Below are 24,684 nucleotides of genomic sequence, written 5' to 3'. Positions count from 1 at the left end.
TCCGGCTGAACGCCGCTTCGACCGACGCAGGACCGAACCATGACATCGAGCAGCACGCCGCGCTATCGCGGCATCTTCCCCGTCGTCCCGACGACGTTTTCCGAGACCGGCGAGCTCGACCTCGCAAGCCAGAAGCGCGCGGTCGACTTCATGATCGACGCGGGCTCGGACGGGCTGTGCATCCTCGCGAACTTCTCCGAGCAGTTCGCGATCACCGACGACGAACGCGACGTGCTCACGCGCACGATCCTCGAACACGTCGCCGGCCGCGTGCCGGTGATCGTCACGACGTCGCACTACGGCACGCAGGTGTGCGCGGCGCGCAGCCTGCGTGCGCAGCAGCTCGGCGCGGCGATGGTGATGGCGATGCCGCCGTATCACGGCGCGACGTTCCGCGTGCCCGAAGCGCAGATCTTCGAGTTCTTCGCACGCGTGTCGGACGCGATCGACATCCCGATCATGATCCAGGATGCGCCCGCGAGCGGCACCGCGCTGTCCGCGCCGTTCCTCGCGCGCATGGCGCGCGAGATCGAGCAGGTCGCGTACTTCAAGATCGAGACGCCGGGTGCGGCGAACAAGCTGCGCGAGCTGATCCGGCTCGGCGGCGACGCGATCGAAGGGCCGTGGGACGGCGAGGAGGCGATCACGTTGCTCGCCGACCTGCATGCCGGCGCGACCGGTGCGATGACGGGCGGCGGCTTTCCGGACGGCATCCGGCCGATCCTCGAAGCATTCCGCGAAGGGCGGCACGACGAGGCGTTCGCGCGCTATCAGACGTGGCTGCCGCTGATCAATCACGAGAACCGCCAGTCCGGGATCCTCACCGCGAAGGCGCTGATGCGCGCCGGCGGCGTGATCGCGTGCGAGCGGCCGCGGCACCCGATGCCGGAACTGCACCCGGACACGCGCGCGGAGCTGCTCGCGATCGCGCGCCGGCTCGATCCGCTCGTGCTGCGCTGGGCGCACTGAGCAAGTGGCGAAGGAGAAACGCAGATGAGCGACGTGATTTCACTGGGCGTGATCGGGATCGGCAAGATCGCGCGCGACCAGCATTTGCCGGCGATCGCCGCCGAACCGGGTTTCATGCTGACCGCGTGCGCGAGCCGTCATGCGGAAGTCGACGGCGTGCGCAACTACCAGGACCTGGGCGCGCTGCTGGCCGCCGAGCCCGAGCTCGACGCCGTGTCGCTGTGCGCGCCGCCGCAGGTGCGCTACGCGCAGGCACGTGCCGCGCTCGAGGCCGGCAAGCACGTGATGCTCGAGAAGCCGCCGGGCGCGACGCTCGGCGAAGTGGCCGCGCTGGACGCGCTCGCGCGCGAACGCGGCCTCACGCTGTTCGCGACCTGGCATTCGCGCTGCGCGAGCGCGGTGGAACCGGCGCGCGCGTGGCTCGCGACGCGCACGATCCGCGCGGTCCAGGTGCGCTGGAAGGAGGACGTGCGGCGCTGGCATCCGGGCCAGCAGTGGATCTGGGAGCCCGGCGGCCTCGGCGTGTTCGATCCCGGCATCAACGCGCTGTCGATCGTTACGCGGATCCTGCCGCGCGAGCTCGTGCTGCGCGAGGCGACGCTCTACGTGCCGAGCGACGCGCAGATGCCGATCGCGGCCGACCTCGAATGCGCCGATACGCACGGCGTGCCCGTGCGCGCGGAATTCGACTGGCGGCACGGCCCCGTCGAGCAATGGGAGATCGCGGTCGACACGTCGGACGGCGTGCTCGCGATCAGCCGCGGCGGCGCGCAATTGTCGATTGCGGGCGAGCCGGTCGAGCTCGGGCCGCAGCGCGAGTACCCGGCGCTGTATGCGCAGTTCCGCGCGCTGATCGCGCGCGGCGCAAGCGACGTCGACGTGCGGCCGTTGCGGCTCGTCGCCGACGCATTCCTGTTCGGGCGGCGCGTCGGGACCGACGCGTTCGGCCGCTGACACCGTGCCGCCGCGAGCGCGACCGCGCACGACGAAATGCGCACGACGCAAGTTGAAGACCCAAGCCAACAGACAAGGAGACACCGCATGAACCGCACGACCCACACGATCCGCCGCCACACGCTGCGCGCGCTGCTGGCCGCGCTTTGCCTCGCGCCGCTCGGGATGCAGGGCGCCGCGCACGCCGACGCGCCGCTGAAGATCGGCTTCCTGGTGAAGATGCCCGAGCAGGCATGGTTCATCAACGAGCAGAACGCGGCGTCCGCGCTCGGCCAGAAGGAGAACTTCTCGGTCGTGAAGATCGGCACGCCGGACGGCGAGAAGGTGCTCGCCGCGATCGACAACCTCGGCTCGCAAGGCGCGCAGGGCTTCGTGATCTGCGCACCCGACGTGCGCCTCGGGCCGGCGATCGCGTCGCGCGCGAAGCGCTACAACATGAAGTTCGTGACGGTCGACGACCAGCTCGTCGACTCGACCGGCAAGCCGCTGCCGAACGTGCCGCACCTCGGGATGTCGGCGACCAAGATCGGCAACCAGGTCGGCCAGGCGATCGCCGACGAGATGAAGCGGCGCGGCTGGAAGCCGGAGGAAGTCGGCGCGCTGCGCGTCACCAACTACGAGCTGCCGACCGCGAAGCTGCGCACCGACGGCGCGACGCAGGCGCTGCTCGCGAACGGCTTCCGCAAGGAAAACATCTTCGACGCGCCGCAGAAGACGACCGACGACGAAGGCGGCTTCAGCGCGGCAGCGCCCGTGCTCGCGCGCCATCCGAACATCAAGAAGTGGGTGGTCTACGCGCTGAACGAGGAAACCGTGCTCGGCGCGGTACGCGCGACCGAACAGCTGCACATCCCGGCCGCGGACGTGATCGGCGTCGGCATCAACGGCGCGGGCGAGGCGTTTGCCGAGTTCCAGAAGAAGGAGCCGACCGGCTTCTACGGGACGATCGCGGTCAGCTCGACGAATCACGGCAAGGACAGCACGCAGAACCTCGTCGACTGGATCCGCAACGGCAAGGCGCCGCCGGCCGACACGCAGACGAGCGGCAAGCTGATGACGCGCGCGAACTGGCAGGCCGTGCGCGCCGAGCTCGGCATCTGAACGTGCGGGGCGACGACGCGATGACGATGCAGATGATGACGGCCAGTTCGCGCCACGACGACGTGGCCACGCCCGGCACCGCGCCGCCGCCGCCCGGCGGCGCGCTGCTCGCGCTCGACGGCATCACGGTGACGTTCCCGGGCGTGCGCGCGCTCGACGGCGTGTCGCTGTCGGTGCGCGCGGGCGAGGTGCACGGGCTGATGGGCGAGAACGGCGCGGGCAAGTCGACGCTGCTGAAGGTGCTGTCCGGCGTGAACCAGCCGCAGGCCGGCACGCTGACGCTGAACGGCACGGTGCAGCGCTTCGCGTCGACGCGCGCCGCGCTCGAGGCCGGCATCGCGATCATCTACCAGGAACTGCATCTGGTACCCGAGCTGACGGTCGCCGAGAACCTGATGCTCGGCCAGCTGCCGAGCCGGCTCGGCGTGGTCGACGAGCGCGCGCTTGCCGTGCGCGCGCTCGATGCGCTGGAGCGGCTCGGCGAGCACATCGATCCGGACATCCCGGTGAAGTATTTGTCGATCGGCCAGCGCCAGATGATCGAGATCGGCAAGGCGCTGATGCGCGACGCGCGCGTGATCGCGTTCGACGAGCCGACGAGTTCGCTGTCCGCGCGCGAGACGACGCAGCTGTTCCGCATCATCCGTTCGCTGCGTGCCGAGGGACGCGCGATCATCTACGTCACGCACCGGATGGAGGAAGTCGACGCGCTGTGCGATCGCGTGACGGTGTTCCGCGACGGCCGCCGGATCGAGACGTTCGAATCGGTCGCCGAGCTCGACCGCGACCGGCTGATCGGCTGCATGGTCGGCCGCTCGATCGAGGACGTGTACGGCTACCGGCCGCGCACGGCCGGCGACGTGCTGATCGAGGCGAAGGGGCTCGTCGGGCCCGGCCTGTCCGAGCCGGTGTCGTTCGCCGCGCGGCGCGGCGAGATCGTCGGCTTCTTCGGGCTCGTCGGCGCGGGCCGCTCGGAGCTGATGAAGCTGCTGTACGGCGCGGCGCGGCCCACGGGCGGGCATGTCGAGCTGGGCGGCAAGCGCGTGGCGTTCGCGAGCCCGCGGCACGCGGTGCGCGCCGGCATCGCGCTGTGCCCCGAGGACCGCAAGCAGGAAGGCATCGTCGCGATCGCGTCGGTGGCCGACAACCTGAACATCAGCGCGCGCCGTCATTTCAGCCCGGCGCGCGTGCTGCTCGACACGCGGCGCGAACGCGAGCTGGCGCAGCAATACATCGAGCGGCTCGCGATCAAGACCCGCGACGGCGAGACGCCGATCGGCGCGCTGTCGGGCGGCAACCAGCAGAAGGTCGTGCTCGCGCGCTGGCTGGCCGAGCGCATCGACGTGTTCCTGATGGACGAGCCGACGCGCGGCATCGACGTCGGCGCGCGCGCGGAAATCTACAACCTGTTCTACGAACTCGCGGAAGCGGGCCGCACGGTGATCATCGTGTCGAGCGATCTGGCCGAGGTGATCGGCGTGGCGGACCGCGTCATCGTGATGAAGGAAGGACGGATCGCGGGCGAGGTCGCGAAGGCGCAGGCGACGCCCGACGCGCTGATCAAGCTCGCGCTGCCGCGCTAGCGGCCTGCAGTCAACCGGAAAGCAAACGTTATGAGCCAGGCAATGCAACCCCAACGCACTTCCCCGTCCCCCGATGCCGCAGCCGCGCCCGCGCGAGCGCGCGGCGGCGTGTGGCAACTGATCAACCGCTCCGGCATCGTGATGGTGTTTCTCGTGCTGTTCGCGACGCTGTCGCTGACCGTGCCGGACTTCCTCACGCCGCGCAACATCCAGGGCCTGCTGCTGTCGGTCACGCTGATCGGCTCGATCGCGGTGACGATGATGTTCGTGCTCGCGCTCGGCGAAGTCGACCTGTCGGTCGCGTCGATCGTCGCGTTCTCGGGCGTCGTCGCGTCGACGCTGATCACCGCGACGCACAGCGTCGTGCTCGGCATTGCCGCCGGCGTGCTCGCGGGCGGCGCGGTCGGGCTCGTGAACGGCGTGCTGATCGCGCGCTGGCGGATCAACTCGCTGATCGTCACGCTCGCGATGATGGAAGTCGTGCGCGGGCTCGCGTTCATCACGTCGAACGGCGACGCGGTGATGATCTCCGAGGAGCGCTTCTTCGATCTCGGCGGCGGCTCGTTCCTCGGCATCTCGTATCCGATCTGGAGCAACATCGTCGGCTTCGTCGTGTTCGGCTTCCTGTTGCGCAAGACCGTGTTCGGCAAGAACGTGCTGGCGGTCGGCGGCAACGGCGAGGCCGCGCTGCTCGCGGGGCTGCCGGTGATGCGCATCAAGATCGCGGTGTTCGTGCTGCAGGGCCTCGTGACCGGCTTCGCCGGCGTGATGCTCGCGTCGCGGATGAGCCTCGGCGACCCGAAGACGTCGGTCGGTCTCGAACTCGGCGTGATCTCCGCGTGCGTGCTCGGCGGCGTGTCGCTGACGGGCGGCGTCGCGACGATCTCCGGCGTGCTGGTCGGCGTGCTGATCATGGGCTCCGTGCAGGATGCGATGAGCCTCTTGAACGTGCCGACCTTTTACCAATATCTGATACGCGGCGGAATTCTGTTGCTCGCGGTGCTGTTCGACCAGTATCGTCGCAACCAGCGGCGCGCGATGAAGATCTGACCCTGACGCACGCGCGGCCGCCTGCGAATGCGAAAGACATCGGGAGACGGCATGCAACAGACTCATCCGGGCACGGCGGCGGCGCTGCTGGTCGACAGCCGCAACACGCTCGGCGAAGGCGCGACGTGGTGCGACGCGACGCACGCGCTGTACTGGACGGACATCGAAGGCGCGCGGCTGTGGCGCTGCCGCGCGGACGGCTCGGACCTCGCGCGGTGGCCGATGCCCGAACGGCTCGCGTGCTTCGCGCTCACGCATGATCCCGACGTGCTGCTGGTCGGGCTTGCGACGCATCTCGCGTTCTTCGATCTGCGCAGCGGCGAATTCACGCGGATCGTCGACGTCGAACCCGACCTGCCGACGCGGCTGAACGACGGCCGCTGCGATCCGTTCGGCGCGTTCGTGTTCGGGATGAAGGACGAAGGCGGCGATCCGCCGCGCGCGGTCGGCGGCTTCTACCGGCTCAATCCGGACCTCACGCTCGAACGGCTTGCATTGCCGGCGGCCGCGATCGCGAACAGCATCGCGTTCTCGCCGGACGGCGCGAAGATGCATTTCTGCGATTCGATGGTGCGCGAGATTCTCGTCTGCGATTACCGCGCGGGCGGCGACGTGGCCAACGTGCGGCCGTTCGCGCGACTGACCGATGCTGATGGCGACCCGGACGGCTCGACGATGGATCGCGACGGCGGGCTGTGGAACGCGCAATGGGGCGGCCGGCGCGTGGTGCGTTACGGGCCGGACGGCATCGAGACGGATCGCATGGCCGTGCCGACCGCGCAGCCGAGCTGCGTCGCAATCGATGGTGAAGGCCGCTTGTACGTGACGAGCGCGCGCGTCGGGTTGGGCGACGACGCGCTGGCGAGCGATGCCGATGCCGGCGGCGTGTTCGTCGCCCGGACGCGCCATGCGGGGTTGCCGACCGCGCGATTCGCGGGCGCGCCGCGCAACTGATCGCGCATTCGCGCACTGTAAGGATCCCGTTCATGGGATGCCGCTGACGCGGCGGCGTCGCGTTCAGGCCTGCGGTTTGCCGCGCTTGCGTGCGCGCGCCGTGCCGTTCCGGCTTCGCGGAACGCCCGTTCCGCCGCCGACCTGCTGGTAAGATGGCCCGCAATCCCATCCCGCCCGCACCATGAGCTCCACCCCGACCAAGCCCGCGAACCCGAAAAACGCCGCGAAGAACGCTGCCCGCGCGACGGGCGACAAGCCGAAGGCGCGCGTGCAACAGCGCCTGACCTACGTGATCGGCGGCCTCGACCGGCTGCTGCGCCGTCACATGACCGACGCGCTCGCGCCGCTCGGCATCACGCTCGCGCAATACACGGCGCTGTCGGTGCTCGAGGCGCGCGGCGCCTCGTCGAACGCGCAACTGGCCGAGCGCTCGTGGATCACGCCGCAATCGGCGAACGAGGTGATGAGCGTGATGGCCGCCCGCGGTTTCGTCACGCGCGAGGCCGACCCGTCGCACGGCCGCATCATCCTGCTGACGCTGACCGACGCAGGCGCGGCGATGTTGCGTGAATGCGAAGGCGTGCTGCGCCCGCTCGAGGCGCGCATGCTCGGCGACATCTCCGCCGACGACGCCGCGCACGTGCAGCGCGCGCTCGAACTGTTCTCGCGCAACCTGCGCGGCTGATCCGTTTCCGAACCTGACGGCGCGGGCCCGTGCGGCCCGCGTTGGCCGTGCACGCGCCGTCGCCGGTCGCCCGACCGTGCCCCGATTCCGTGGTCACCGCCGCTTTCCGCTCCGGGTTTACACCGGCGCTCATGTCGCTTGCAATATCAGGTAGCCTGATATTAAATGAAGCCGTCCGCAGCAGGAATGCTGCGCACCGAATCGCACAGGAACGAACGACAGGAACAGACATGAGCAAGTACGACAACCGCTGGCAGACCGTGAAAGTGAACGTGGAGGCCGGCATCGCGTGGGTCACGCTGAACCGCCCCGAGAAGCGCAATGCGATGAGCCCGACGCTGAACCGGGAGATGCTGGAGGTCCTCGACGCGGTCGAGTTCGACGACGAGGCGAAGGTGCTGGTGCTGACCGGCGCGGGCGCCGCGTGGACGGCCGGCATGGATCTGAAGGAATATTTCCGCGAGATCGACGGCGGCTCCGACGCGCTGCAGGAAAAGGTGCGGCGCGACGCGTCGGAATGGCAGTGGCGCCGGCTGCGGATGTACAACAAGCCGACGATCGCGATGGTGAACGGCTGGTGCTTCGGCGGCGGGTTCTCGCCGCTCGTCGCGTGCGACCTCGCGATCGCGGCGGACGAAGCGGTGTTCGGGCTGTCGGAGATCAACTGGGGCATCCCGCCGGGCAACCTCGTCAGCAAGGCGATGGCCGATACGGTCGGGCATCGCCGCGCGCTGCACTACATCATGACCGGCGACACGTTCACTGGCGTGGAAGCGGCCGAGATGGGCCTCGTGAACAGCAGCGTGCCGCTGGCCGGCCTGCGCGACGCGACGATCGCGCTCGCCGCGCGGCTGATGGACAAGAACCCGGTCGTGCTGCGTGCCGCGAAGCACGGCTTCAAGCGCTCGCGCGAACTCACGTGGGAGCAGTGCGAGGATTACCTGTATGCGAAGCTCGACCAGGCGCAGCTGCGCGATCCGGAGCGCGGCCGCGAGCAGGGGCTGAAGCAGTTCCTCGACGACAAGACGATCAAGCCGGGCCTGCAGGCATACAAGCGCTGATACAGGCGCCGAAGCAATCGCCAACGCAGCCGCAAGAGACAGGCAAGGCAGGAGACGACATGACCGACAGACGGATGCTGATCGCGGGCGAGTGGTGCACCGCCCGCGACGGCCGAACCTTCGACCGATTCAACCCCGCGACGGGCGCGCTTGCGTCGCGCGCGCCGGCGGCCGGCCCGGTCGATGCCGACGCGGCGATCGACGCCGCGCACCGCGCATTCCCCGCGTGGGCGGCGCTCGCGCCGACCGAACGGCGCCGCCGGCTGCTGAAGGCGGCCGACCTGATGGACGCGCGCATCGACGAGATCATCGCGACCGGCGTCGCCGAAACCGGCGCGACGCCCGGCTGGCTCGGCTTCAACGTGACGCTCGCGGCGAACATGCTGCGCGAGGCCGCGTCGATGACGACGCAGATCGACGGCGACGTGATCCCGTCCGACGTGCCCGGCAATCTGGCGCTCGCGATGCGCGTGCCGTGCGGCGTCGTGCTCGGCATCGCGCCGTGGAACGCGCCGGTGATCCTCGGCACGCGCGCGCTGGCGATGCCGCTCGCGTGCGGCAACACCGTCGTGCTGAAGGCGTCCGAGGCGTGCCCGGGCGTGCACGCGCTGATCGGCGCGGTGCTGGACGAAGCGGGGCTCGGCGCGGGCGTGGTCAACGTGATCACGCACGCGGCCGCTGATGCACCCGAACTCGTCGAGCGGATGATCGCGCATCCGCACGTGAAGCGAATCAACTTCACCGGGTCCACGCACGTCGGGCGCATCATCGCGCGCCATGCGGCCGCGCACCTGAAACCCGTGCTGCTCGAACTCGGCGGCAAGGCGCCGGTGCTCGTGCTCGACGATGCCGATCTCGATGCGGCCGTCGACGCGATCGCATTCGGCGCATTCTTCAACCAGGGGCAGATCTGCATGTCGACCGAGCGCGTGATCGCCGCGCGACCGATCGCCGATGCGCTCGTCGAACGGCTCGCCGCGAAGGCGCGCACGCTCGTCGCGGGCGATCCGCTCGCAGGCCATCCGCTCGGCACGATGGTCGACGCGGCGGCCGCCGCGCGCGCGGCGTCGCTCGTAGAGGACGCGCGTTCGCATGGCGCGCAGCTGCCGCTCGGCTGCCGCGTCGAAGGCGCGACGATGCAGCCTGCGATCGTCGACGGCGTGACGCACGACATGCGGCTCTACCGCGAGGAATCGTTCGCGCCGGTCGTCGCGATCCTGCGCGCGGACAGCGACGACGAAGCGGTCGCGCTCGCGAACGACAGCGAGTTCGGGCTGTCGGCGAGCGTGTTCAGCCGCGACATCGCGCGGGCGATGACGGTCGCGCGCCGGATCGAATCGGGGATCTGCCACATCAACGGGCCGACCGTGCACGACGAGGCGCAGATGCCGTTCGGCGGCACGAAGGCGAGCGGCTACGGTCGCTTCGGCAGCCGCGCGTCGATCGCCGAATTCACCGAGCTGCGCTGGATCACCGTGCAGACCACGCCGCGTCACTACCCGTTATGAGCGAGCCGACGATGAATGTTGCGACGCCCGCCAGCGGGCAGGTAAATGAAACGGGCGGCGTGCGTTATCGCGCGGCGGCCGTCGCGGTCGGCGCGGCCGAGATTCGCCGCGCGGACAACGGCGCGTGGTACCTGCGCTCGCGCGAACCGCTCGGCGACTACCCGACGCGCGTGACCGACTGCCTCGTGCGCGGCGCGCAAGCGCACCCCGACCGCGTACTGGCGGCACGCCGCGGTGCCGACGGCCGCTGGATCGCGCTCACCTACGCGCAGATGCTCGAACGCGCCCGCGCGATTGGACAGGGCCTCGTCGATCTCGGGCTGTCGGTCGAGCGTCCGCTCGCGGTGCTGTCCGGCAACGATCTCGAGCATCTGCAGCTGATGTTCGCGGCGATGCTGGCCGGCGTGCCGTACTCGCCGATCTCGCCCGCGTATTCGCTGGTGTCGACCGACTACGGCAAGCTGCGTCACACGCTCGGCGTGCTGCGGCCGGGCGCGGTGTTCGTCGCGGAACGCGCGCCGTTCGCGCGTGCGCTCGACGCGACGTTGCCGGCCGATGCGGCGCTGATCGTCGCGCAGGATGCGGACGTCGACGCCGAAGGGCGAGCGGTGCCGCTGTCGCGCCTGCTCGCGACCGTCCCGCGCACGATCGACGCGATCCATGCGGCGCTCGGCCCCGACCATCTCGCGAAGATCCTGTTTACGTCGGGTTCGACGAAGCAGCCGAAGGCCGTGCCGACCACGCACCGGATGCTGTGCAGCAACCAGCAGATGCTGCGCCAGACGATGCCCGAGCTGACGCGCGAGCCGCCGGTGCTGGTCGACTGGCTGCCGTGGAATCACACGTTCGGCGGCAGTCACAACCTCGGCATCGCGCTGTACAACGGCGGTTCGCTGTACATCGACGACGGCCGCCCGGTGCCGGGCCGCTTCGACGAAACCGTGCGCAACCTGCGCGAGATCGCGCCGACCATCTACTTCAACGTGCCGAAAGGCTGGGAAGAACTGACCGCCGCGCTCGAACGCGATTCGGCGTTGCGCGACACGTTCTTCTCGCGCGTGAAGCTGTACTTCTTCGGCGGCGCGGGGCTGTCGCAGGCCGCGTGGGACCGGCTCGACCGCGTGACCGAAGCGCATTGCGGCGAGCGCATCCGGATCATGGCCGGCCTCGGGATGACGGAGGCGTCGCCGTCGTGCCTGTTCACGACGGGGCCGCTGATGCGCGCCGGCTATATCGGCCTGCCCGCGCCCGGCTGCGACGCGAAGCTCGTGCCGTGCGGCGACAAGCTCGAGCTGCGTTTCAAGGGGCCGAACGTGATGCGCGGCTACTGGCACGCGGACGTCGATCCGCGCGACGTGTTCGACGACGAAGGCTATTACCGCAGCGGCGATGCGGGGGTTTTCGCCGATCCGCAGCGGCCGGAACTCGGGCTGCTGTTCGACGGCCGGCTCACCGAGGATTTCAAGCTGAGCAGCGGCACCTTCGTCAGCGTCGGGCCGTTGCGCGCGAACGCGGTGTCGAGCGGCGCGCCGTACGTGCAGGACGTGGTCGTCACCGGCATCGATCGCGACGACATCGGCCTGCTGGTGTTTCCGCGCGTCGAAGCGTGCCGCGCGCTGGCGGGGCTCGCGGCCGATGCGTCCGTGACCGACGTGCTGCGCGCGCCGGTCGTGCGCGCGGCGTTCGCGGCATGGCTTGCCGTGCTGAACCGGCATGCGAGCGGCGGCTCGACGTTCGTCGCGCGCATCCGGCTGATCGATACGCCGCCTTCGCTCGATCTCGGCGAAGTGACCGACAAGGGTTCGCTGAACCAGGCGGCCGTGCAGAAGCATCGCGCGGCGACGATCGACGCGCTGTACGACCCGGCGCGACGCGATCCCGACGTGATTTACGCGTAAGCAGAAGCAGACCGAAGCAAACCGAAGCAAGCAGGCACGACGACCGGCCGGCCACGATACCGGCAGGCATTCTTGCGGCCAGCGAATCAGGCTGCCTGATAAGGGAGGCCGTTCGGACGACACCGCGCGCGCCGCTCCGCCACTGGCCGGCGGCGGCGCGCGGCGGCCGTTGCAGGGCCGACGACTACAAGACATGGGATTGGAGACAGACACGATGAACACTTACGTTGCCGAAAAACCCACGGTCGCGACCACGCTCGCGCTGTGTTTCGCGATCGCCCTTCTCGAAGGGCTCGACCTGCAGTCGGTCGGCGTCGCCGCGCCGCGCATGGCGCGCGAATTCGGGTTGAGCGTGTCGCAGATGGGCATCGCGTTCAGCGCGGGCACCTTCGGGCTGCTGCCGGGCGCGATGCTCGGCGGGCGGCTCGCCGACCGGATCGGCCGCAAGCGCGTGCTGATCGCGTCGGCCGTGCTGTTCGGGCTGCTGTCGATCGCCACCGCGCAGGTCTCGACCTTCGCGATGCTCGTCGTCGTGCGCGTGCTGACCGGCATCGGCCTCGGCGGCGCGATGCCGAACCTGATCGCGCTGTCGTCCGAAGCGGTCGAGCCGCGCTCGCGCAGCAGCGCGGTGGCGACGATGTACTGCGGCATCCCGTTCGGCGGCGTGATCGCGTCGCTGATCGGCGTGCTGCTCGCCGGCGACACCGAATGGCGGCACATCTTCTACGTCGGCGGCGTGGGGCCGCTGCTGCTCGTGCCGCTGCTGGTGTGGTTCCTGCCGGAATCGCGCGCGTATCTCGACGTCGCCGGCACGCCGGCCGCGCGCACGAGCGTCGCGCGCACGCTGTTCGGCGACGGCCGCACGACGTCGACGGTCGCGCTGTGGATCAGCTACTTCTGCACGCTGATCGTCCTCTACTTCCTGCTGAACTGGCTGCCGTCGCTGATGGCCTCGCGCGGGCTCGATCGCGCGCACGTCGGCCTCGTGCAGATCGCGTTCAACGTCGGCGCGGGGCTCGGCGCGCTCGGCATCGGCGCGGCGCTCGACCGGATGCGCGCGTCGCGCGTGGTTGGCGGCATGTACGTCGGGATCGTGCTGTCGCTCGCCGCGCTCGCGGCCGCGCCGGGCTTCGCGTCGCTCGCGGCAGCCGCGTTCGCGGCCGGGATGTTCGTGGTCGGCGGGCAGTCGGTGCTGTATGCGCTCGCGGCGATCTATTACCCGACCGCGATGCGCGGCACGGGCGTCGGCGCGGCGGTGGCCGTCGGCCGGCTCGGTTCCGTCGTCGGGCCGCTCGCGGCCGCGACGCTGCTGGCCGCCGGCCGCAGCGCGCCCGTCGTGATCGGCGCCAGCATCCCCGTCACGCTCGTCGCGGCCTTCGCCGCATTCGTGCTGATTCGCCGCCCGCAAGCCGGCGACTGAGCTTTCGTTTTTTTCGATGCGCGCCGTCAGAGCGCGCGATTCAACACGGTCTGGAGACGCAACGACATGAAGACGAAGACAAGGAACGGCCTGCTGGCCGCCGGCGCGTGCTGCGCGCTTGCCGCGCCGGGCGCGCACGCGCAGTCGAGCGTGACGCTGTACGGGATCATCGATACGGGCGTCGAGTTCGTGTCGCACGCGAACGCGGCTGGCGACCACGTCGTGCGCATGCCGGGCGTGACGGGCGAGCTGCCGTCGCGCTGGGGCCTGCGCGGCACCGAGGATCTCGGCGGCGGCTACCAGGCGGTGTTCACGCTCGAAAGCGGCTTCAACGTGCGCGGCGGCGATCTCGGCCAGGGCGGCCGGCTGTTCGGGCGGCAGGCGTTCGTCGGGCTGAAGAGCGGCTTCGGCACGCTCGCGTTCGGCCGTCAGTACACGATGACCTATCTCGCGCTGCAGGGCGCGGACATCATCGGCCCCGACATCTACGGGCTCGGCTCGTTCGACGCGTACGTGCCGAACGGCCGCGCCGACAACGCGGTGACCTACGTCGGCACCTATCGCGGCGTGACGCTCGGCGCCGCGTATTCGTTCGGCCGCGACGGCGCGGGCACCGGCAACTCGCCGGGGCAGGGCACCTGCGCGGGACAGGTGCCGGGCGATGCCGTCCAGTGCCGCAACTGGTCGGTGATGCTCAAGTACGACAGCGCGTATTTCGGCGCGGCGGCGTCGTACGAGGAGCAGCGCGGCGGCACCGGCGCGGCCGCGAACTTCTTCGATGGCGTGGCGCCCGTTCCTTTCACGAGCAGCGGCGGCAAGGACGCGCGCACGCACGTGAGCGCGTATGCGCAGGCGGCGGGCGCGCGGATCGGCGCGGGCTGGATCGGGCGGCGCGTGTCGACCGGTTCGCCGGCCGCGCCGGGCGCGCATTCGGACCTGTTCTTCGTTGGCGCGTCGTATGCGGTGAAACCCGATTTCGTCGTCGACGGCGAAGGCTACCGGATCGTCAACAGCGCGCACGACACGCGCGCGACGATGGCCACGCTGCGCGCGACCTATCTGCTGAGCAAGCGCACGGCCGTCTACGCGCAATCGTCGTATCTGTGGAACAGCGCGCATGCTCGCTACGCGGTCAGCGGCGGCGGGCCCGGCACGACGCCCGGCGCGGGGATGGGGCAGCTCGGCGCGATGGTCGGCGTGCGGCACATGTTCTGATCCGGCAGCCAGACGAACGGGAGCTATCTTGAACAGGAAATCTGCATTCCTCTGTATTGCGCCGCTGTCCGCGGCGGCCATGCTCGCCGGCTGCGGCGGCGACGATTCGGTCAGCGCCACGCCGACGCACCTGAGCGCCGCGACGCCGGCCGCGATGGCGCAGACGTGCGACGCGCTCGCCGCGAAGCTCGCGTATGCGAACACATCGTTCACGTCGGTGACGACCGCGGCCGCCGGCACGCTGACGGTGGCCGGCAAGCCGATCGCCGAGCACTGCGTGATCGAAGGGAAGATGAACGAGCGCGTGAGCGCGGTGGACGGCAAGACTTACGCGATCGGCTTCGAGATGCGCTTGCCGAAAGCGTGGAACGGTCGCTTCTTCTACCAGGCGAACGGCGGGCTCGACGGCAACGTCGTGACCGCGACCGGCGAGGTCGGCGGCGGCGGGCCGCTGACCGATGCGCTGAACATGGGCTTCGCGGTGATCAGCTCGGATTCCGGGCACAGCGCCGCGCAGAACCCGCTGTTCGGCCTCGATCCGCAGGCGCGCATCGATTACGGCTACGGCGCGGTCGACGCGCTCACGCCGATGGCGAAGCAGGTGATCCGGCTCGCATACGGGAAGACGCCCGACCGCAGCTATTTCGGCGGCTGCTCGAACGGCGGCCGGCACGCGATGGTCACGGCCGTGCGCAACGCGGGCGACTACGACGGGATCATCGCGGGCGATCCGGGCTTCCATCTGCCGAAGGCGGCGATCGGCGAGATGTACGGCGCGCAGCAGTTCGCGAAGATCGCGTCGGCGACCGGGACGAACGGGCTGCCCGACATCCGCAGCGGCTTCACCGATGCGGAGCGCCGGTTCGTCGGCGCGAAGATTCTCGACAAGTGCGATGCGCTCGATGGCGTGGCCGACGGGATGGTGCAGGACGTCGCCGCGTGCCAGGCGCATTTCAGCGTCGAGACGGACATCCCGACCTGCGCGAACGCCACGCGCACCGGCGCGTGCCTCACGACCGCGCAGAAGAGCGCGCTCGAGAACGTGTTCGCGGGCGCGCGCAACAGCGCGGGCACGGCGCTCTATGCGAGTTTTCCGTACGATCCGGGCATCTCGGGCCCCGGCTGGGCCGCATGGAAACAGTCGAATTCGGTCATGCTCGACCCGGCCGCGATGGCGTTCACGTTCATGACGCCGCCGAAAACCGCCGCGACGCTCGCGAACCTCGCCGGCTTCGCGCTCGGCTTCGACATGGACAACGACGCGCCGGCGATCTTCGCGACGAACGGCGTGTACACGCAATCGTCGTGGTCGTTCATGACGCCGCCCGACGAGACCAACCTGTCCGCGCTGAAATCGCGCGGCGCGAAGCTGCTCGTCTATCACGGCACCGGCGACCCGGTGTTCTCGTTCAACGACACGAGCGACTGGTACGGGCGGCTCGCGCAGGCGAACGGCGGCGACGCGTCGGGCTTCGCGCGCTTCTATCCGGTGCCGGGCATGAACCACTGCTCGGGCGGGCCGGCGGCCGACCAGTTCGACATGCTGACGCCGCTCGTCGCGTGGGTCGAGCAGGGGCAGGCGCCCGCGGCGATCGTCGCCACGGCGCGCGACACGACGAACGCGGTGCCGAACGCGGACGTGCCGACGTCGTGGGGCGCGGGACGCACGCGGCCGTTGTGCCCGTATCCGCAGGTCGCGCGCTACAACGGCTCGGGCGACGTGAATTCGGCGGCGAGCTTCAGTTGTCGATGATGTAGGGAAGGGGGATGTACCGACGCGCGGAAGCTTCGGTACATTCGCCGCTGTTCGGCGGCGGATGGCGCGAGCGTGCCGGTCCGTCCGGATGGAAACGGCGGTGCGCCGCGCACGATGATCGAGTTTGGGGCCCGACGTGGCATCCGGGGATACACTGTGGCGCTTTCGCGTCGGCGAGACACGTCCCGGCCGACGTGCGCCGCCAGGTATCTTTCCTCTGATTCGACCATGCAAACCGTAGCGGTACTCGACTTCGAAACAACCGGGCTTTCTCCGAACATGGGCGACAGGGCAACCGAGATCGCCGTGATCCTGCTGCGCGACGGCCAGATCGTCGACCGCTACCAGAGCCTCATGAACGCGGGACGCCGCATTCCGTCCGACGTCGTCGCGCTCACGGGGATCACGAACGACATGATCGCGTCGGCACCGCCGGTGTCGAAGGTCATGAAGGAAGCCGCGGCATTCGTCGGCAGCCATCCCGTCGTCGCGCACAACGCCGGCTTCGACAAGCGGTTCTGGCAGGCCGAACTCGGGATGCTCGGGATGGCGGCCGAGCATGCGTTCGCATGCACGATGCTCGTCGCGCGGCGCCTCTACCCGCACGCGCAAAGTCACCGGCTGTCGAGCCTGGCCGACATGCTGCGCTTGCCGCAGACGGGCCGTGCCCACCGCGCGATGGTCGACGCGGAGATCGCGAGCCATCTGTGGTGCCGGATGCAGCGCGACATCGGCGAGACTTACGGGTTGCGGCAGGTCGATCACGGGCTGATGTCGCGATTGCAGACGACGAGCAAGGCGAAGGTCGCGACGTTTTTCGGTTCATTGGCTGCCGACAGGCGCTGACGTTCGAGCGTCACTCGCCGGGATCCACCGGCACCTCGAGCCCGACCTTCACGCGGCTCATGCTCACGAGCGTCTTGAAGCGCTTCACGTTGTTGTTCGCGAAGAACAGCTCGCGCGTGAGCGCGTTGTACTGATCCATGTTGCGCACGGCGAGGATCAGCACGAAATCCCATTCCCCCGTCACGTAGTAGCACTGCTGGATCTGCGGGCAGCGCTCGAAGGTCCGCTTCATCGCGTCGAGCTGGTCGATCTGCTCGCGCTCGACCTCGACGTTCACGACGATCGTCAGCGGATGATCGACCTTCTCCGGCGCGACGACCGCCGTGTAGCGCTCGATCACGCCGTCTTCCGCGAGCCGCCGCAGGCGGCGGTTCACGGCGGCGGTCGACAGGTTCACGCGGGCGCCGAGTTCGGTCTGCGGCGTGTGCGCGTCGCGCTGGACTTCCATCAGCAGCTTGCGATCGAACGCATCGAGTGGGGTGGGCATGATGGTGCGGCAGCCTCGAAAGAATGAGAAATTTTTGCGTCCGGAGCGCCGATTTGGCGATTTTTTTGACCGGGACGCGCAATATTATTTTTCGGACCGACGGCGCGCGCAACCCGTATGCGCCCGCACCGCATCCACCGCCGGGCCGCCCGCGCGGCCCATTTCCGGAGCCCTTCCCGCCATGCTGATCGCCAATCCCCGCGCGTCGCGCACCGACTATCCCGACACGCTGCGCCGCATCATGAACATCGCCGCGGCCGACGAGAGCGGCGCGTGGCTCGCGCACTGGCCGCTCGTCGGCACGGCGCGTACGCCGTTGCGTGCGCTGCCCGACCTGGCCGCGCGGCTCGGCGTCGCGAGTGTCAGCGTGAAGGACGAAGCGTGCCGTTCGCCGCTCGGCAGCTTCAAGGCGCTCGGCGCGCCGATCGCGCTGATGCGGCTCGTGAAGCGGTTGCGGCGCAACGAGGCGCTCGATCCGCAGGGGCTCGTCACGGGCCGCTACGCGGCGTCGCTGGCCGACCTGACGGTGATCAGCGCAACCGACGGCAATCACGGCCGCGCGCTGGCCGCCGCCGCGCGCGCGATCGGCTGCCGCTGCGTGATCGTGCTGCATGCGCACGTCGACGCGGAGCGCGAGCATGCGATCGCCGCGCACGGCGCACGGATCGTGCGGATCGCCGGCAACTACGACGAATCGGTCGTGCACGCCGCGCAGCTCGCGGACGCGAACGGCTGGCACGTGGTGTCGGATACGTCGTACGACGGCTACGAGGCGATTCCGCGCGACGTGATGCAGGGCTACGGCGTGATCGCGGCCGAGGCGCTCGCGCAGGCGGCGGGAGAGGGCAACCTCGGCGATGGCGATGGCGATGGCGATGGCGATGGCGATGGCGATGGCGACGGCGACGGCGACGGCGACGGCGACGGCGACGGCGGCGGCAGCGGCGATCATCGGCCGTTCACGCACGTGTTCCTGCAGGGCGGCGTCGGCGGCCTTGCGGCCGGTGTCGCGAGCTATCTGTGGGAGCATGCCGGCGCACGGCGGCCGCATTTCATCGTCGTCGAGCCGCACCAGGCCGATTGCCTGTACCAGAGCGCGCTCGCCGGGCGCGCGACGAAGGCGACTGGCAGCGTCGACTCGGTGATGGCGGGGCTCGCGTGCGGCGAGGCGTCGCCGCTCGCATGGGACTTTCTCGAGCCGAGCATCGATCACTTCATGCTGATCGACGACGACGACGCCATGCAGGCGATGCGCGCGCTGGCCGCCGGCAGCGAACGCGACGTGCCGTTCGTGTCCGGCGAATCGGGCGCGGCGGGCATCGCGGGGCTGACCGTGCTGATGCGCGATCCGGCGCTGGCGCGGCAGGCGGGGCTCGATGCGAACGCGCGCGTGCTGGCGATCAACACGGAAGGCGCGACCGCGCCGACCGTCTACCGGCGGTGTGTCGGCGAGACGGCCGACGCGGTGCTGGCGCGCCAGCGCGACTGGCTGACGCGAACCCGCGCGGCCGCGGAAGCCTGAGCGACCCGAACGACCCGACGACCGACGAGGCAAGCACGATGGACGCACTGGACGCAATGGCGGAAAGCACGCTGCAGGGCGGCTGAAAACCTGGCGCCGGCATCTGCACCAGCACCCGGAGACGGGCTTCGAGGAAGTGAACACGTCGGACTACGTCGCGCGGATCCTGACGACGCTCGGGCTCGACGTGCAGCGCGGGATCGGCGGCACGGGGCTGGTCGCGAACCTGACGGTCGGCACCGGCACGCGCGCGATCGGCATCCGCGCGGACATGGACGCGCTGAACATCGCCGAGCACGCGCCGGGCCGCGAACATGCGTCGCGCACGCCGGGCAAGATGCACGCGTGCGGGCACGACGGCCACATGTCGATGGTGCTCGGCGCCGCGCAACTGCTGGCCGAGCGCAAGGACTTCGACGGCACGGTGCGCTTCATTTTCCAGCCGGCCGAGGAACATGGCCGCGGCGCGAAGGCGATGATGGCCGACGGGCTGTTCGAGCGTTTCCCGGTCGATGCGATCTTCGGCGCGCACAACATGCCGGGCATGCGCGCCGGCACGTTCGCGACGCGCGCGGGCGGCATCATGGCGAGCGAGGACAACTTCGTGATCCGGATCGATGGGCGCGGCACGCATGCGGCGCGCCCGCACATGGGCATCGATCCGATCGTGATCGGCTCGCAGATCGTGCTCGCGCTGCAGACGATCGTGTCGCGCAATCTCGATCCGGGCCTGCAGGCGGTGATCTCGTGCACCGAGTTCATCACCGACGGGCTGCGCAACGTGCTGCCGTCGACGGTGACGATCAAGGGCGACACGCGCAGCTATGCGCGCGACGTGCAAACGCTGCTCGAAACGCGGATGCGCGAGATCAGCGAAGGGATCTGCCGCACGCACGGTGCGACCTGCACGTTCGAATACACGCACGAGTTCGCGCCGACGGTGAATTCCCCGGAATGGGTCGACACGGCTGTCGAGGCCGCGGCGCACGTCGCGGGCGCCGACGCGGTGAACGCCGACGTGCAGCCGATGATGATCTCGGAAGACTTCGGTGCGTTCCTGCAGGCGGTGCCCGGCAACTTCGTGTTCATCGGCAACGGCGAAGCGGCCGCGCGCGGCGGGGTGCCGCTGCACAACGCGGCGTACGATTTCAACGACGAGATTTTGCCGGTCGGCGCGCGGTATTTCGCGGAGGTGGCGCGACGGGCGTTGAAGGCGGCGTAGCAGGCCGTCGACGGTCTGTTCGCAGGCCCCCGCTACGTGTTCGGTTCGTCGGCAGGCCGTTACGCTTCGGCCGCCCGCCTGGCCGACACGTCGGCCGTGCCGGTGCGATCGAGGATCGCCAGCACTTCGCGCGCGGTGTTCTCCGAATGGCTGCGCAGCACCTGCGGCAGCCGCGCGTGGTCGGGATCGGCGAGCGCGGCCATGATCGCTTCGTGCTCGTGCAGCGATTCGGCCCAGCGCAGCGTGTCCGCGTTCGCGGCGCCGCGCGCGCGGTGCACCTTCGACATCAGCGACGCATAGATGCCCGACAGCACCGGGTTGCCGGCCGCGTCGATGATCATCTGATGAATCTGCTGGTTCAGCCGGAAATACTCGACCCGCTTGCCGGCCTCGTGACACTCGACCATCCGCCGGTGCTTCGCCTGCAGCGCGGCGAGCGTCGACGTGCCGATCCGCTTGCGCAGCAATTCGCCCGCCATCGCCTCGAGGCCGTGCAGCAGCTCGAACGTCGACACGAGATCGTCGATGTCGATCGACGCGACGCGATAGCCGATGTACTGGCGATGCGTGACGGCGCCTTCCGCGACGAGCACCTTCAGCGCTTCGCGCAGCGGCGTCTTCGACACGTCGAACGCGAGGCTCAGTTCCTTTTCGTCGATCCGCGCGCCGGGCGGCAGTTCGCCCTCGTCGATCATCACGCGCAGGCGCGCGGCGATCTCAGCGGCCATGCCGCGCGTGCGCAGAAGCAGGGGGTTGCGGGGTGTCTGGCTCATGATGGCGCAAGCTTATCACGATATCGGGGCTTGCCCTGCACCACGATAGTGATAAAACAAATTCAATGAAACCAAGCGTTTACGCTAACGGTAATTATAAATTTCTAATCCTATACTCGGCTCAACGTTGCGCGACGTCCTGACCATCCTCGTTCACCCCTGGAGTCCGTTCATGTCTTCAACCTCCGGTGTCGCTGCCCTGACGGTCGGCAAGTCCGCCGTCCGCTGGAAGATATTCGTCGTCATGCTGAGCCTCATCGCGATCAACTACGTCGATCGCGCGTCGCTGTCCGTCGCCATGCCTTACATCTCGCAGGAGTTCAAGATCGGGCCGGCAATGGAGGGCCTGATCCTCAGTTCATTTTTCTGGACCTATGCGGTGATGCAGATCCCGGGCGGGATGCTGGCCGACCGGTTCAAGCCGCGTATCGTGATTGCGACGGCGACCGTGTTCTGGGGCTTCTTCCAGGCGATCGCCGCGCTGTGCACGAACGCGCCGTCGCTGCTGCTCACGCGCCTCGGCCTCGGCGCATCCGAAGCGCCGATCTATCCGGCCGGCGGCAAGCTCAACGCGATCTGGATGACGCAGACCGAGCGCGGCCGCGGCGCCACGCTGCTCGACGGCGGCGCGCCGCTCGGCGCGGCCCTGGGCGCGGTGCTGATCGCCGGCCTGATCGCGCTGCTCGGCTCGTGGCGGCTCGCGTTCGCGGTGGCCGGCGTCGGCACCGTGCTGGCCGGTTTCCTCGCGTGGTACTACATCCGCAACACGCCGCGCGAGCATCCGGGCGTCAACGATCTCGAGGCCGACTACATCGAGGCGTCGCACGCGAGCGACCTCGCGGCCGAGCCGGCCGGTGCATCGGGGCGCTCGCGCGACTTCTTCAAGTACCGCTCGGTGTGGTGCATGTTCTTCGGCTGGATGTGCTTCAACAGCGTGTTCTACGGGCTGCTCACGTGGATGCCGAACTACCTGCACAAGGTGCACGGCTTCGACATCAAGCAGATGGGCGGGTCGACCTTCATCATCTTTTTCTGCGGCTTCGTCGGCGAGCTGCTCGGCGGCTGGATCGCCGACAAGTGGAAGGCCGCGGGCGGGCGTCCGAACGTCGTGATGCGCACGCTGTTCGGCATCGCCGCGGTGATCGCGACCGTGTCGATCTTTTCCGTCGCCTACGTGAAGAGCCCGGTCGTGTGCGTCGCGCTGCTGTCGACGACGCTGTTCTTCCTGCGCTGGTGCGGGCTGTACTGGTGCATCCCGTCGTCGCTCGGCACACGCAACAAGATCGGCTTCCTCGGCGGCCTCATGAACCTCGGCGGCAACATCGGCGGCATCACCGTGCCGATCCTCGTCGGCGCGATCGTGCAGTTCACCGGTTCCTACTTCCTTGCGCTGATGGTGTTCGCGGCGGCCGGCGTCGGCCTGCTCGTGTGCTCCAGCGCGATCGACTACGAAAACAAGCTCCCCGTCTGACCGACCCCTTTCACTGCATCGACTGCATTTACTGGTAGAGAGAAAACCACCATGAAGAAACGTACCCTGCTCGGCATGCTCACCCCTTCGTCCAACACGTCGCTCGAACCGCTGACGAGCGCGATGGTCGCCGGCCTGCCGGGCGTGTCCGCGCACTTCGCGCGCTTTCCCGTCACCGAAATCTCGCTGACGGGCCAGGCGCTCGGCCAGTTCGACGACGACAAGATCATCCAGGCCGCGATGCTGCTCGCCGACGCGAAGGTTGACGTGATCGCGTGGAACGGCACGTCGTCCGGCTGGCTCGGCTTCGAGGCCGACGAGCGGCTGTGCCAGCGCATCACCGCGGCGACCGGCATTCCGGCCACGACGTCGGTGCTCGCGCTCAACGAGATCCTGAAGAAGACGAACGCGCACGAGTTCGGCCTCGTCACGCCGTATCTCGACGACGTGCAGACGAAGATCGTCGACAACTATCGCCGCTCGGGGCTGAACTGCATCGCCGAGCGCCACCTGAACCTGAAGGTCAATTTCTCGTTCTCCGAAGTGACGGGCGACCAGATCGGCGGGATGGTGCGCGAAGTGGCGAAGGCCGGCCCGCGCGCGATCTCGATCTTCTGCACGAACCTGAACGCCGCGCACCTGGTGCCGGCGCTCGAGGAAGAGACGGGCATTCCGATCTACGACACGATCTCGACCGTCGTGTGGAAGTCGCTGCAGCTCGCCGACTACGACACGCGGCAGGTGAAGGGCTGGGGGCGTCTCTTCAGCGACGTGATCTGAGGCGCGCGCCATGTCGAACGATCTCGATTTCGTGATCCGTCACGCGGACATCGTGACGGCGGCGGACCGGTTCTCGTGCGACATCGGCATTCGCGCGGGGCGCGTGGCCATGCTCGGCGACGGGCTGCCGCGCGCGCCGCGCGAGCTCGACGCGAGCGGGATGCTCGTGCTGCCGGGCGGCGTCGATGCGCACTGCCACCTCGACCAGCCGATGCCCGACGGGCTGAAGATGGCCGACGATTTCCTGTCCGGCACGCGCTCCGCGCTGTGCGGCGGCACGACCACCGTCGTGCCGTTCGCCGCGCAGGCGAAGGGGCAGTCGCTGCAGGCGGCCGTCGACGACTATCACCGGCGCGCGGAAGGGCGCGCGCTGATCGACTATGGTTTTCACCTGATCGTCGCCGATCCGACGCCGCACGTGCTGGCCGAGGAGCTGCCGCGGCTGATCGCGAACGGCTACACGTCGTTCAAGGTGTACATGACCTACGACGACCTGAAGCTGAACGATCGGCAGATGCTCGACGTGCTGTCGGTCGCGCGCGAGCACGGCGCGCTCGTGATGGTGCATGCGGAGAATTCGGACTGCATCGGCTGGCTGACCGAGCGGCTGCTCGGCGACGGCCACGTCGCGCCGCATTTTCATGCGCACGCGCGGCCGGCCGTGGTCGAGCGCGAGGCGACGCATCGCGCGATCGCGTTCGCGGAACTCGTGGACGTGCCGATCCTGATCGTGCACGTGTCGGGCGCCGAGGCGATCGAGCAGATCCGCTGGGGACAATCGCGCGGCCTGCCGATCCTGGCCGAAACCTGCCCGCAGTACCTGTATCTGACGGCCGCCGATCTCGGTCATCACGGTCACGACGGCTACGAGGGCGCGAAATGCGTATGCAGCCCGCCGCCGCGCGATCCGGCCAACCAGCAGGCGGTGTGGAAGGCGCTGAAGCAGGGCGTGTTCTCGGTATTCTCGTCCGATCACGCACCGTTCAACTACGACGATCCGTGCGGCAAGCATCCGGGCGGGCAGGCCGTCTCGTTCGACCATATCCCGAACGGGATTCCCGGTCTCGAGACGCGGCTGCCGTTGTTGTTCGATGGCGTGCGCAAGGGGAAGCTGTCGCTGCATCAGTTCGTCGAGCTGACGTCGCTGCGGCCCGCGAAGCTGTACGGGCTGTATCCGCGCAAGGGGACGATCGCGGTCGGCGCCGATGCGGATATCGTCGTGTGGGATCCGGACAAGCGCGTGCGGATCGCGAATGCGTCGCTGCATCATGCGGTCGACTACACGCCTTATGAAGGGATCGAGGTGACGGACTGGCCGCGTCATTGCCTGTCGCGCGGCGAGCTGCTCGTCGAGGACGGCCGGCTGCTCGCCGCGGAGCCGGGGCGCGGGCAGTTCCTGCCGGCCGGCAAGCCGTGTCTTGATTGACGT

General features: G+C 69.1%; 20 protein-coding genes and 1 pseudogene. 19 read left to right on the top strand and 2 right to left on the bottom strand.

Annotated features, from left to right (window positions below; translation table 11 throughout):
* Positions 1-39 precede the first annotated feature (39 nt).
* From U4Z31_RS08345 to U4Z31_RS08280, 14 genes are all read left to right on the top strand, one after another.
* Positions 40-969 carry a dihydrodipicolinate synthase family protein gene (locus tag U4Z31_RS08345; RefSeq protein WP_044847381.1) on the top strand — a complete coding sequence of 310 codons (930 nt, stop codon included), beginning with the start codon at positions 40-42 and terminating at the stop codon, positions 967-969.
* A 24-nt stretch (positions 970-993) separates the two neighbouring features.
* The gene (locus U4Z31_RS08340) at positions 994-1,923 is read left to right on the top strand and encodes a Gfo/Idh/MocA family oxidoreductase (RefSeq protein WP_321809949.1); all 930 of its coding nucleotides are present in this window, start codon (positions 994-996) and stop codon (positions 1,921-1,923) included.
* A gap of 87 nt (positions 1,924-2,010) precedes the next feature.
* Complete coding sequence (locus tag U4Z31_RS08335; RefSeq protein ID WP_321798033.1) at positions 2,011-3,024, top strand: arabinose ABC transporter substrate-binding protein; 1,014 nt, start codon at positions 2,011-2,013, stop codon at positions 3,022-3,024.
* Between the two features lie 20 nt (positions 3,025-3,044).
* Positions 3,045-4,607, top strand: coding sequence for an L-arabinose ABC transporter ATP-binding protein AraG (gene araG, locus U4Z31_RS08330; RefSeq protein WP_321809948.1), 1,563 nt, complete (start codon positions 3,045-3,047; stop codon positions 4,605-4,607).
* 30 nt (positions 4,608-4,637) lie between these two features.
* A complete protein-coding gene (gene araH, locus U4Z31_RS08325) occupies positions 4,638-5,657 on the top strand; it encodes an L-arabinose ABC transporter permease AraH (RefSeq protein WP_044847378.1) in 1,020 nt (339 codons plus the stop codon).
* Positions 5,658-5,708: 51 nt separating this feature from the next.
* Positions 5,709-6,611, top strand: coding sequence for an SMP-30/gluconolactonase/LRE family protein (locus U4Z31_RS08320; protein ID WP_321809947.1), 903 nt, complete (start codon positions 5,709-5,711; stop codon positions 6,609-6,611).
* A 181-nt stretch (positions 6,612-6,792) separates the two neighbouring features.
* On the top strand, positions 6,793-7,296 hold the full coding sequence (locus tag U4Z31_RS08315; RefSeq protein WP_044847376.1) for a MarR family winged helix-turn-helix transcriptional regulator: 504 nt from the start codon (positions 6,793-6,795) through the stop codon (positions 7,294-7,296).
* Positions 7,297-7,526: 230 nt separating this feature from the next.
* On the top strand, positions 7,527-8,357 hold the full coding sequence (locus U4Z31_RS08310) for a p-hydroxycinnamoyl CoA hydratase/lyase (protein ID WP_044847375.1): 831 nt from the start codon (positions 7,527-7,529) through the stop codon (positions 8,355-8,357).
* 59 nt (positions 8,358-8,416) lie between these two features.
* Positions 8,417-9,865 (top strand): aldehyde dehydrogenase, encoded by a 1,449-nt coding sequence (locus U4Z31_RS08305; RefSeq protein WP_044847374.1) that lies wholly within the window; start codon positions 8,417-8,419, stop codon positions 9,863-9,865.
* Positions 9,862-11,763: a feruloyl-CoA synthase gene (locus tag U4Z31_RS08300; protein WP_321809946.1), complete on the top strand. Its 1,902-nt coding sequence runs from the start codon at positions 9,862-9,864 to the stop codon at positions 11,761-11,763. The genes U4Z31_RS08305 and U4Z31_RS08300 overlap by 4 nt, the downstream gene beginning before the upstream one ends.
* Positions 11,764-11,977: 214 nt before the next feature.
* Positions 11,978-13,183 carry a 3-(3-hydroxy-phenyl)propionate transporter MhpT gene (gene mhpT, locus U4Z31_RS08295; RefSeq protein WP_044847372.1) on the top strand — a complete coding sequence of 402 codons (1,206 nt, stop codon included), beginning with the start codon at positions 11,978-11,980 and terminating at the stop codon, positions 13,181-13,183.
* Positions 13,184-13,249: 66 nt separating this feature from the next.
* Positions 13,250-14,398 carry a porin gene (locus U4Z31_RS08290; RefSeq protein WP_321809945.1) on the top strand — a complete coding sequence of 383 codons (1,149 nt, stop codon included), beginning with the start codon at positions 13,250-13,252 and terminating at the stop codon, positions 14,396-14,398.
* A gap of 28 nt (positions 14,399-14,426) precedes the next feature.
* Positions 14,427-16,151 (top strand): tannase/feruloyl esterase family alpha/beta hydrolase, encoded by a 1,725-nt coding sequence (locus tag U4Z31_RS08285; RefSeq protein WP_321809944.1) that lies wholly within the window; start codon positions 14,427-14,429, stop codon positions 16,149-16,151.
* Between the two features lie 231 nt (positions 16,152-16,382).
* Positions 16,383-17,000 (top strand): 3'-5' exonuclease, encoded by a 618-nt coding sequence (locus tag U4Z31_RS08280; protein WP_321809943.1) that lies wholly within the window; start codon positions 16,383-16,385, stop codon positions 16,998-17,000.
* A gap of 10 nt (positions 17,001-17,010) precedes the next feature.
* On the opposite strand, the gene U4Z31_RS08275 is transcribed toward U4Z31_RS08280, so the two are convergent.
* A complete protein-coding gene (locus tag U4Z31_RS08275; RefSeq protein WP_044847368.1) occupies positions 17,011-17,487 on the bottom strand; it encodes an Lrp/AsnC family transcriptional regulator in 477 nt (158 codons plus the stop codon).
* Positions 17,488-17,668: 181 nt separating this feature from the next.
* On the opposite strand from U4Z31_RS08275, the gene U4Z31_RS08270 reads away from it, so the two are divergent.
* A complete protein-coding gene (locus tag U4Z31_RS08270; RefSeq protein WP_321809942.1) occupies positions 17,669-19,009 on the top strand; it encodes a pyridoxal-phosphate dependent enzyme in 1,341 nt (446 codons plus the stop codon).
* 38 nt (positions 19,010-19,047) lie between these two features.
* Positions 19,048-20,231: pseudogene (locus U4Z31_RS08265) on the top strand (M20 aminoacylase family protein).
* A gap of 59 nt (positions 20,232-20,290) precedes the next feature.
* On the opposite strand, the gene U4Z31_RS08260 reads toward U4Z31_RS08265, so the two are convergent.
* Positions 20,291-21,004: a GntR family transcriptional regulator gene (locus U4Z31_RS08260; RefSeq protein WP_321809940.1), complete on the bottom strand. Its 714-nt coding sequence runs from the start codon at positions 21,002-21,004 to the stop codon at positions 20,291-20,293.
* A gap of 172 nt (positions 21,005-21,176) precedes the next feature.
* Between U4Z31_RS08260 and U4Z31_RS08255 the strand changes: the two genes are divergently transcribed.
* From U4Z31_RS08255 to hydA, 3 genes are read left to right on the top strand one after another with little or no spacing between them, the layout of a single operon-like run.
* Positions 21,177-22,475 carry an MFS transporter gene (locus tag U4Z31_RS08255; protein ID WP_044847365.1) on the top strand — a complete coding sequence of 433 codons (1,299 nt, stop codon included), beginning with the start codon at positions 21,177-21,179 and terminating at the stop codon, positions 22,473-22,475.
* Between the two features lie 51 nt (positions 22,476-22,526).
* Positions 22,527-23,255 (top strand): aspartate/glutamate racemase family protein, encoded by a 729-nt coding sequence (locus U4Z31_RS08250; RefSeq protein WP_044847364.1) that lies wholly within the window; start codon positions 22,527-22,529, stop codon positions 23,253-23,255.
* Between the two features lie 10 nt (positions 23,256-23,265).
* Positions 23,266-24,681 carry a dihydropyrimidinase gene (gene hydA, locus U4Z31_RS08245; RefSeq protein ID WP_321809939.1) on the top strand — a complete coding sequence of 472 codons (1,416 nt, stop codon included), beginning with the start codon at positions 23,266-23,268 and terminating at the stop codon, positions 24,679-24,681.
* Positions 24,682-24,684 lie beyond the last annotated feature (3 nt).

Source organism: Burkholderia sp. BCC1985 (genome assembly GCF_905339915.1).
Classification (GTDB): domain Bacteria; phylum Pseudomonadota; class Gammaproteobacteria; order Burkholderiales; family Burkholderiaceae; genus Burkholderia.
The sequence above is the reverse complement of the archived record's forward strand: the minus strand, read 5'-3'. Positions and strand labels throughout refer to the sequence as shown.

Bases quoted from the DNA above. Each gene is read 5' to 3' on its own strand.
- U4Z31_RS08345 (WP_044847381.1), top strand. From the start codon at position 40: ATGACATCGAGCAGCACGCCGCGCTATCGCGGCATCTTCCCCGTCGTC.
- U4Z31_RS08340 (WP_321809949.1), top strand. From the start codon at position 994: ATGAGCGACGTGATTTCACTGGGCGTGATCGGGATCGGCAAGATCGCG.
- U4Z31_RS08335 (WP_321798033.1), top strand. From the start codon at position 2,011: ATGAACCGCACGACCCACACGATCCGCCGCCACACGCTGCGCGCGCTG.
- araG (WP_321809948.1), top strand. From the start codon at position 3,045: ATGACGATGCAGATGATGACGGCCAGTTCGCGCCACGACGACGTGGCC.
- araH (WP_044847378.1), top strand. From the start codon at position 4,638: ATGAGCCAGGCAATGCAACCCCAACGCACTTCCCCGTCCCCCGATGCC.
- U4Z31_RS08320 (WP_321809947.1), top strand. From the start codon at position 5,709: ATGCAACAGACTCATCCGGGCACGGCGGCGGCGCTGCTGGTCGACAGC.
- U4Z31_RS08315 (WP_044847376.1), top strand. From the start codon at position 6,793: ATGAGCTCCACCCCGACCAAGCCCGCGAACCCGAAAAACGCCGCGAAG.
- U4Z31_RS08310 (WP_044847375.1), top strand. From the start codon at position 7,527: ATGAGCAAGTACGACAACCGCTGGCAGACCGTGAAAGTGAACGTGGAG.
- U4Z31_RS08305 (WP_044847374.1), top strand. From the start codon at position 8,417: ATGACCGACAGACGGATGCTGATCGCGGGCGAGTGGTGCACCGCCCGC.
- U4Z31_RS08300 (WP_321809946.1), top strand. From the start codon at position 9,862: ATGAGCGAGCCGACGATGAATGTTGCGACGCCCGCCAGCGGGCAGGTA.
- mhpT (WP_044847372.1), top strand. From the start codon at position 11,978: ATGAACACTTACGTTGCCGAAAAACCCACGGTCGCGACCACGCTCGCG.
- U4Z31_RS08290 (WP_321809945.1), top strand. From the start codon at position 13,250: ATGAAGACGAAGACAAGGAACGGCCTGCTGGCCGCCGGCGCGTGCTGC.
- U4Z31_RS08280 (WP_321809943.1), top strand. From the start codon at position 16,383: ATGCAAACCGTAGCGGTACTCGACTTCGAAACAACCGGGCTTTCTCCG.
- U4Z31_RS08275 (WP_044847368.1), bottom strand. From the start codon at position 17,487: ATGCCCACCCCACTCGATGCGTTCGATCGCAAGCTGCTGATGGAAGTC.
- U4Z31_RS08270 (WP_321809942.1), top strand. From the start codon at position 17,669: ATGCTGATCGCCAATCCCCGCGCGTCGCGCACCGACTATCCCGACACG.
- U4Z31_RS08260 (WP_321809940.1), bottom strand. From the start codon at position 21,004: ATGAGCCAGACACCCCGCAACCCCCTGCTTCTGCGCACGCGCGGCATG.
- U4Z31_RS08255 (WP_044847365.1), top strand. From the start codon at position 21,177: ATGTCTTCAACCTCCGGTGTCGCTGCCCTGACGGTCGGCAAGTCCGCC.
- U4Z31_RS08250 (WP_044847364.1), top strand. From the start codon at position 22,527: ATGAAGAAACGTACCCTGCTCGGCATGCTCACCCCTTCGTCCAACACG.
- hydA (WP_321809939.1), top strand. From the start codon at position 23,266: ATGTCGAACGATCTCGATTTCGTGATCCGTCACGCGGACATCGTGACG.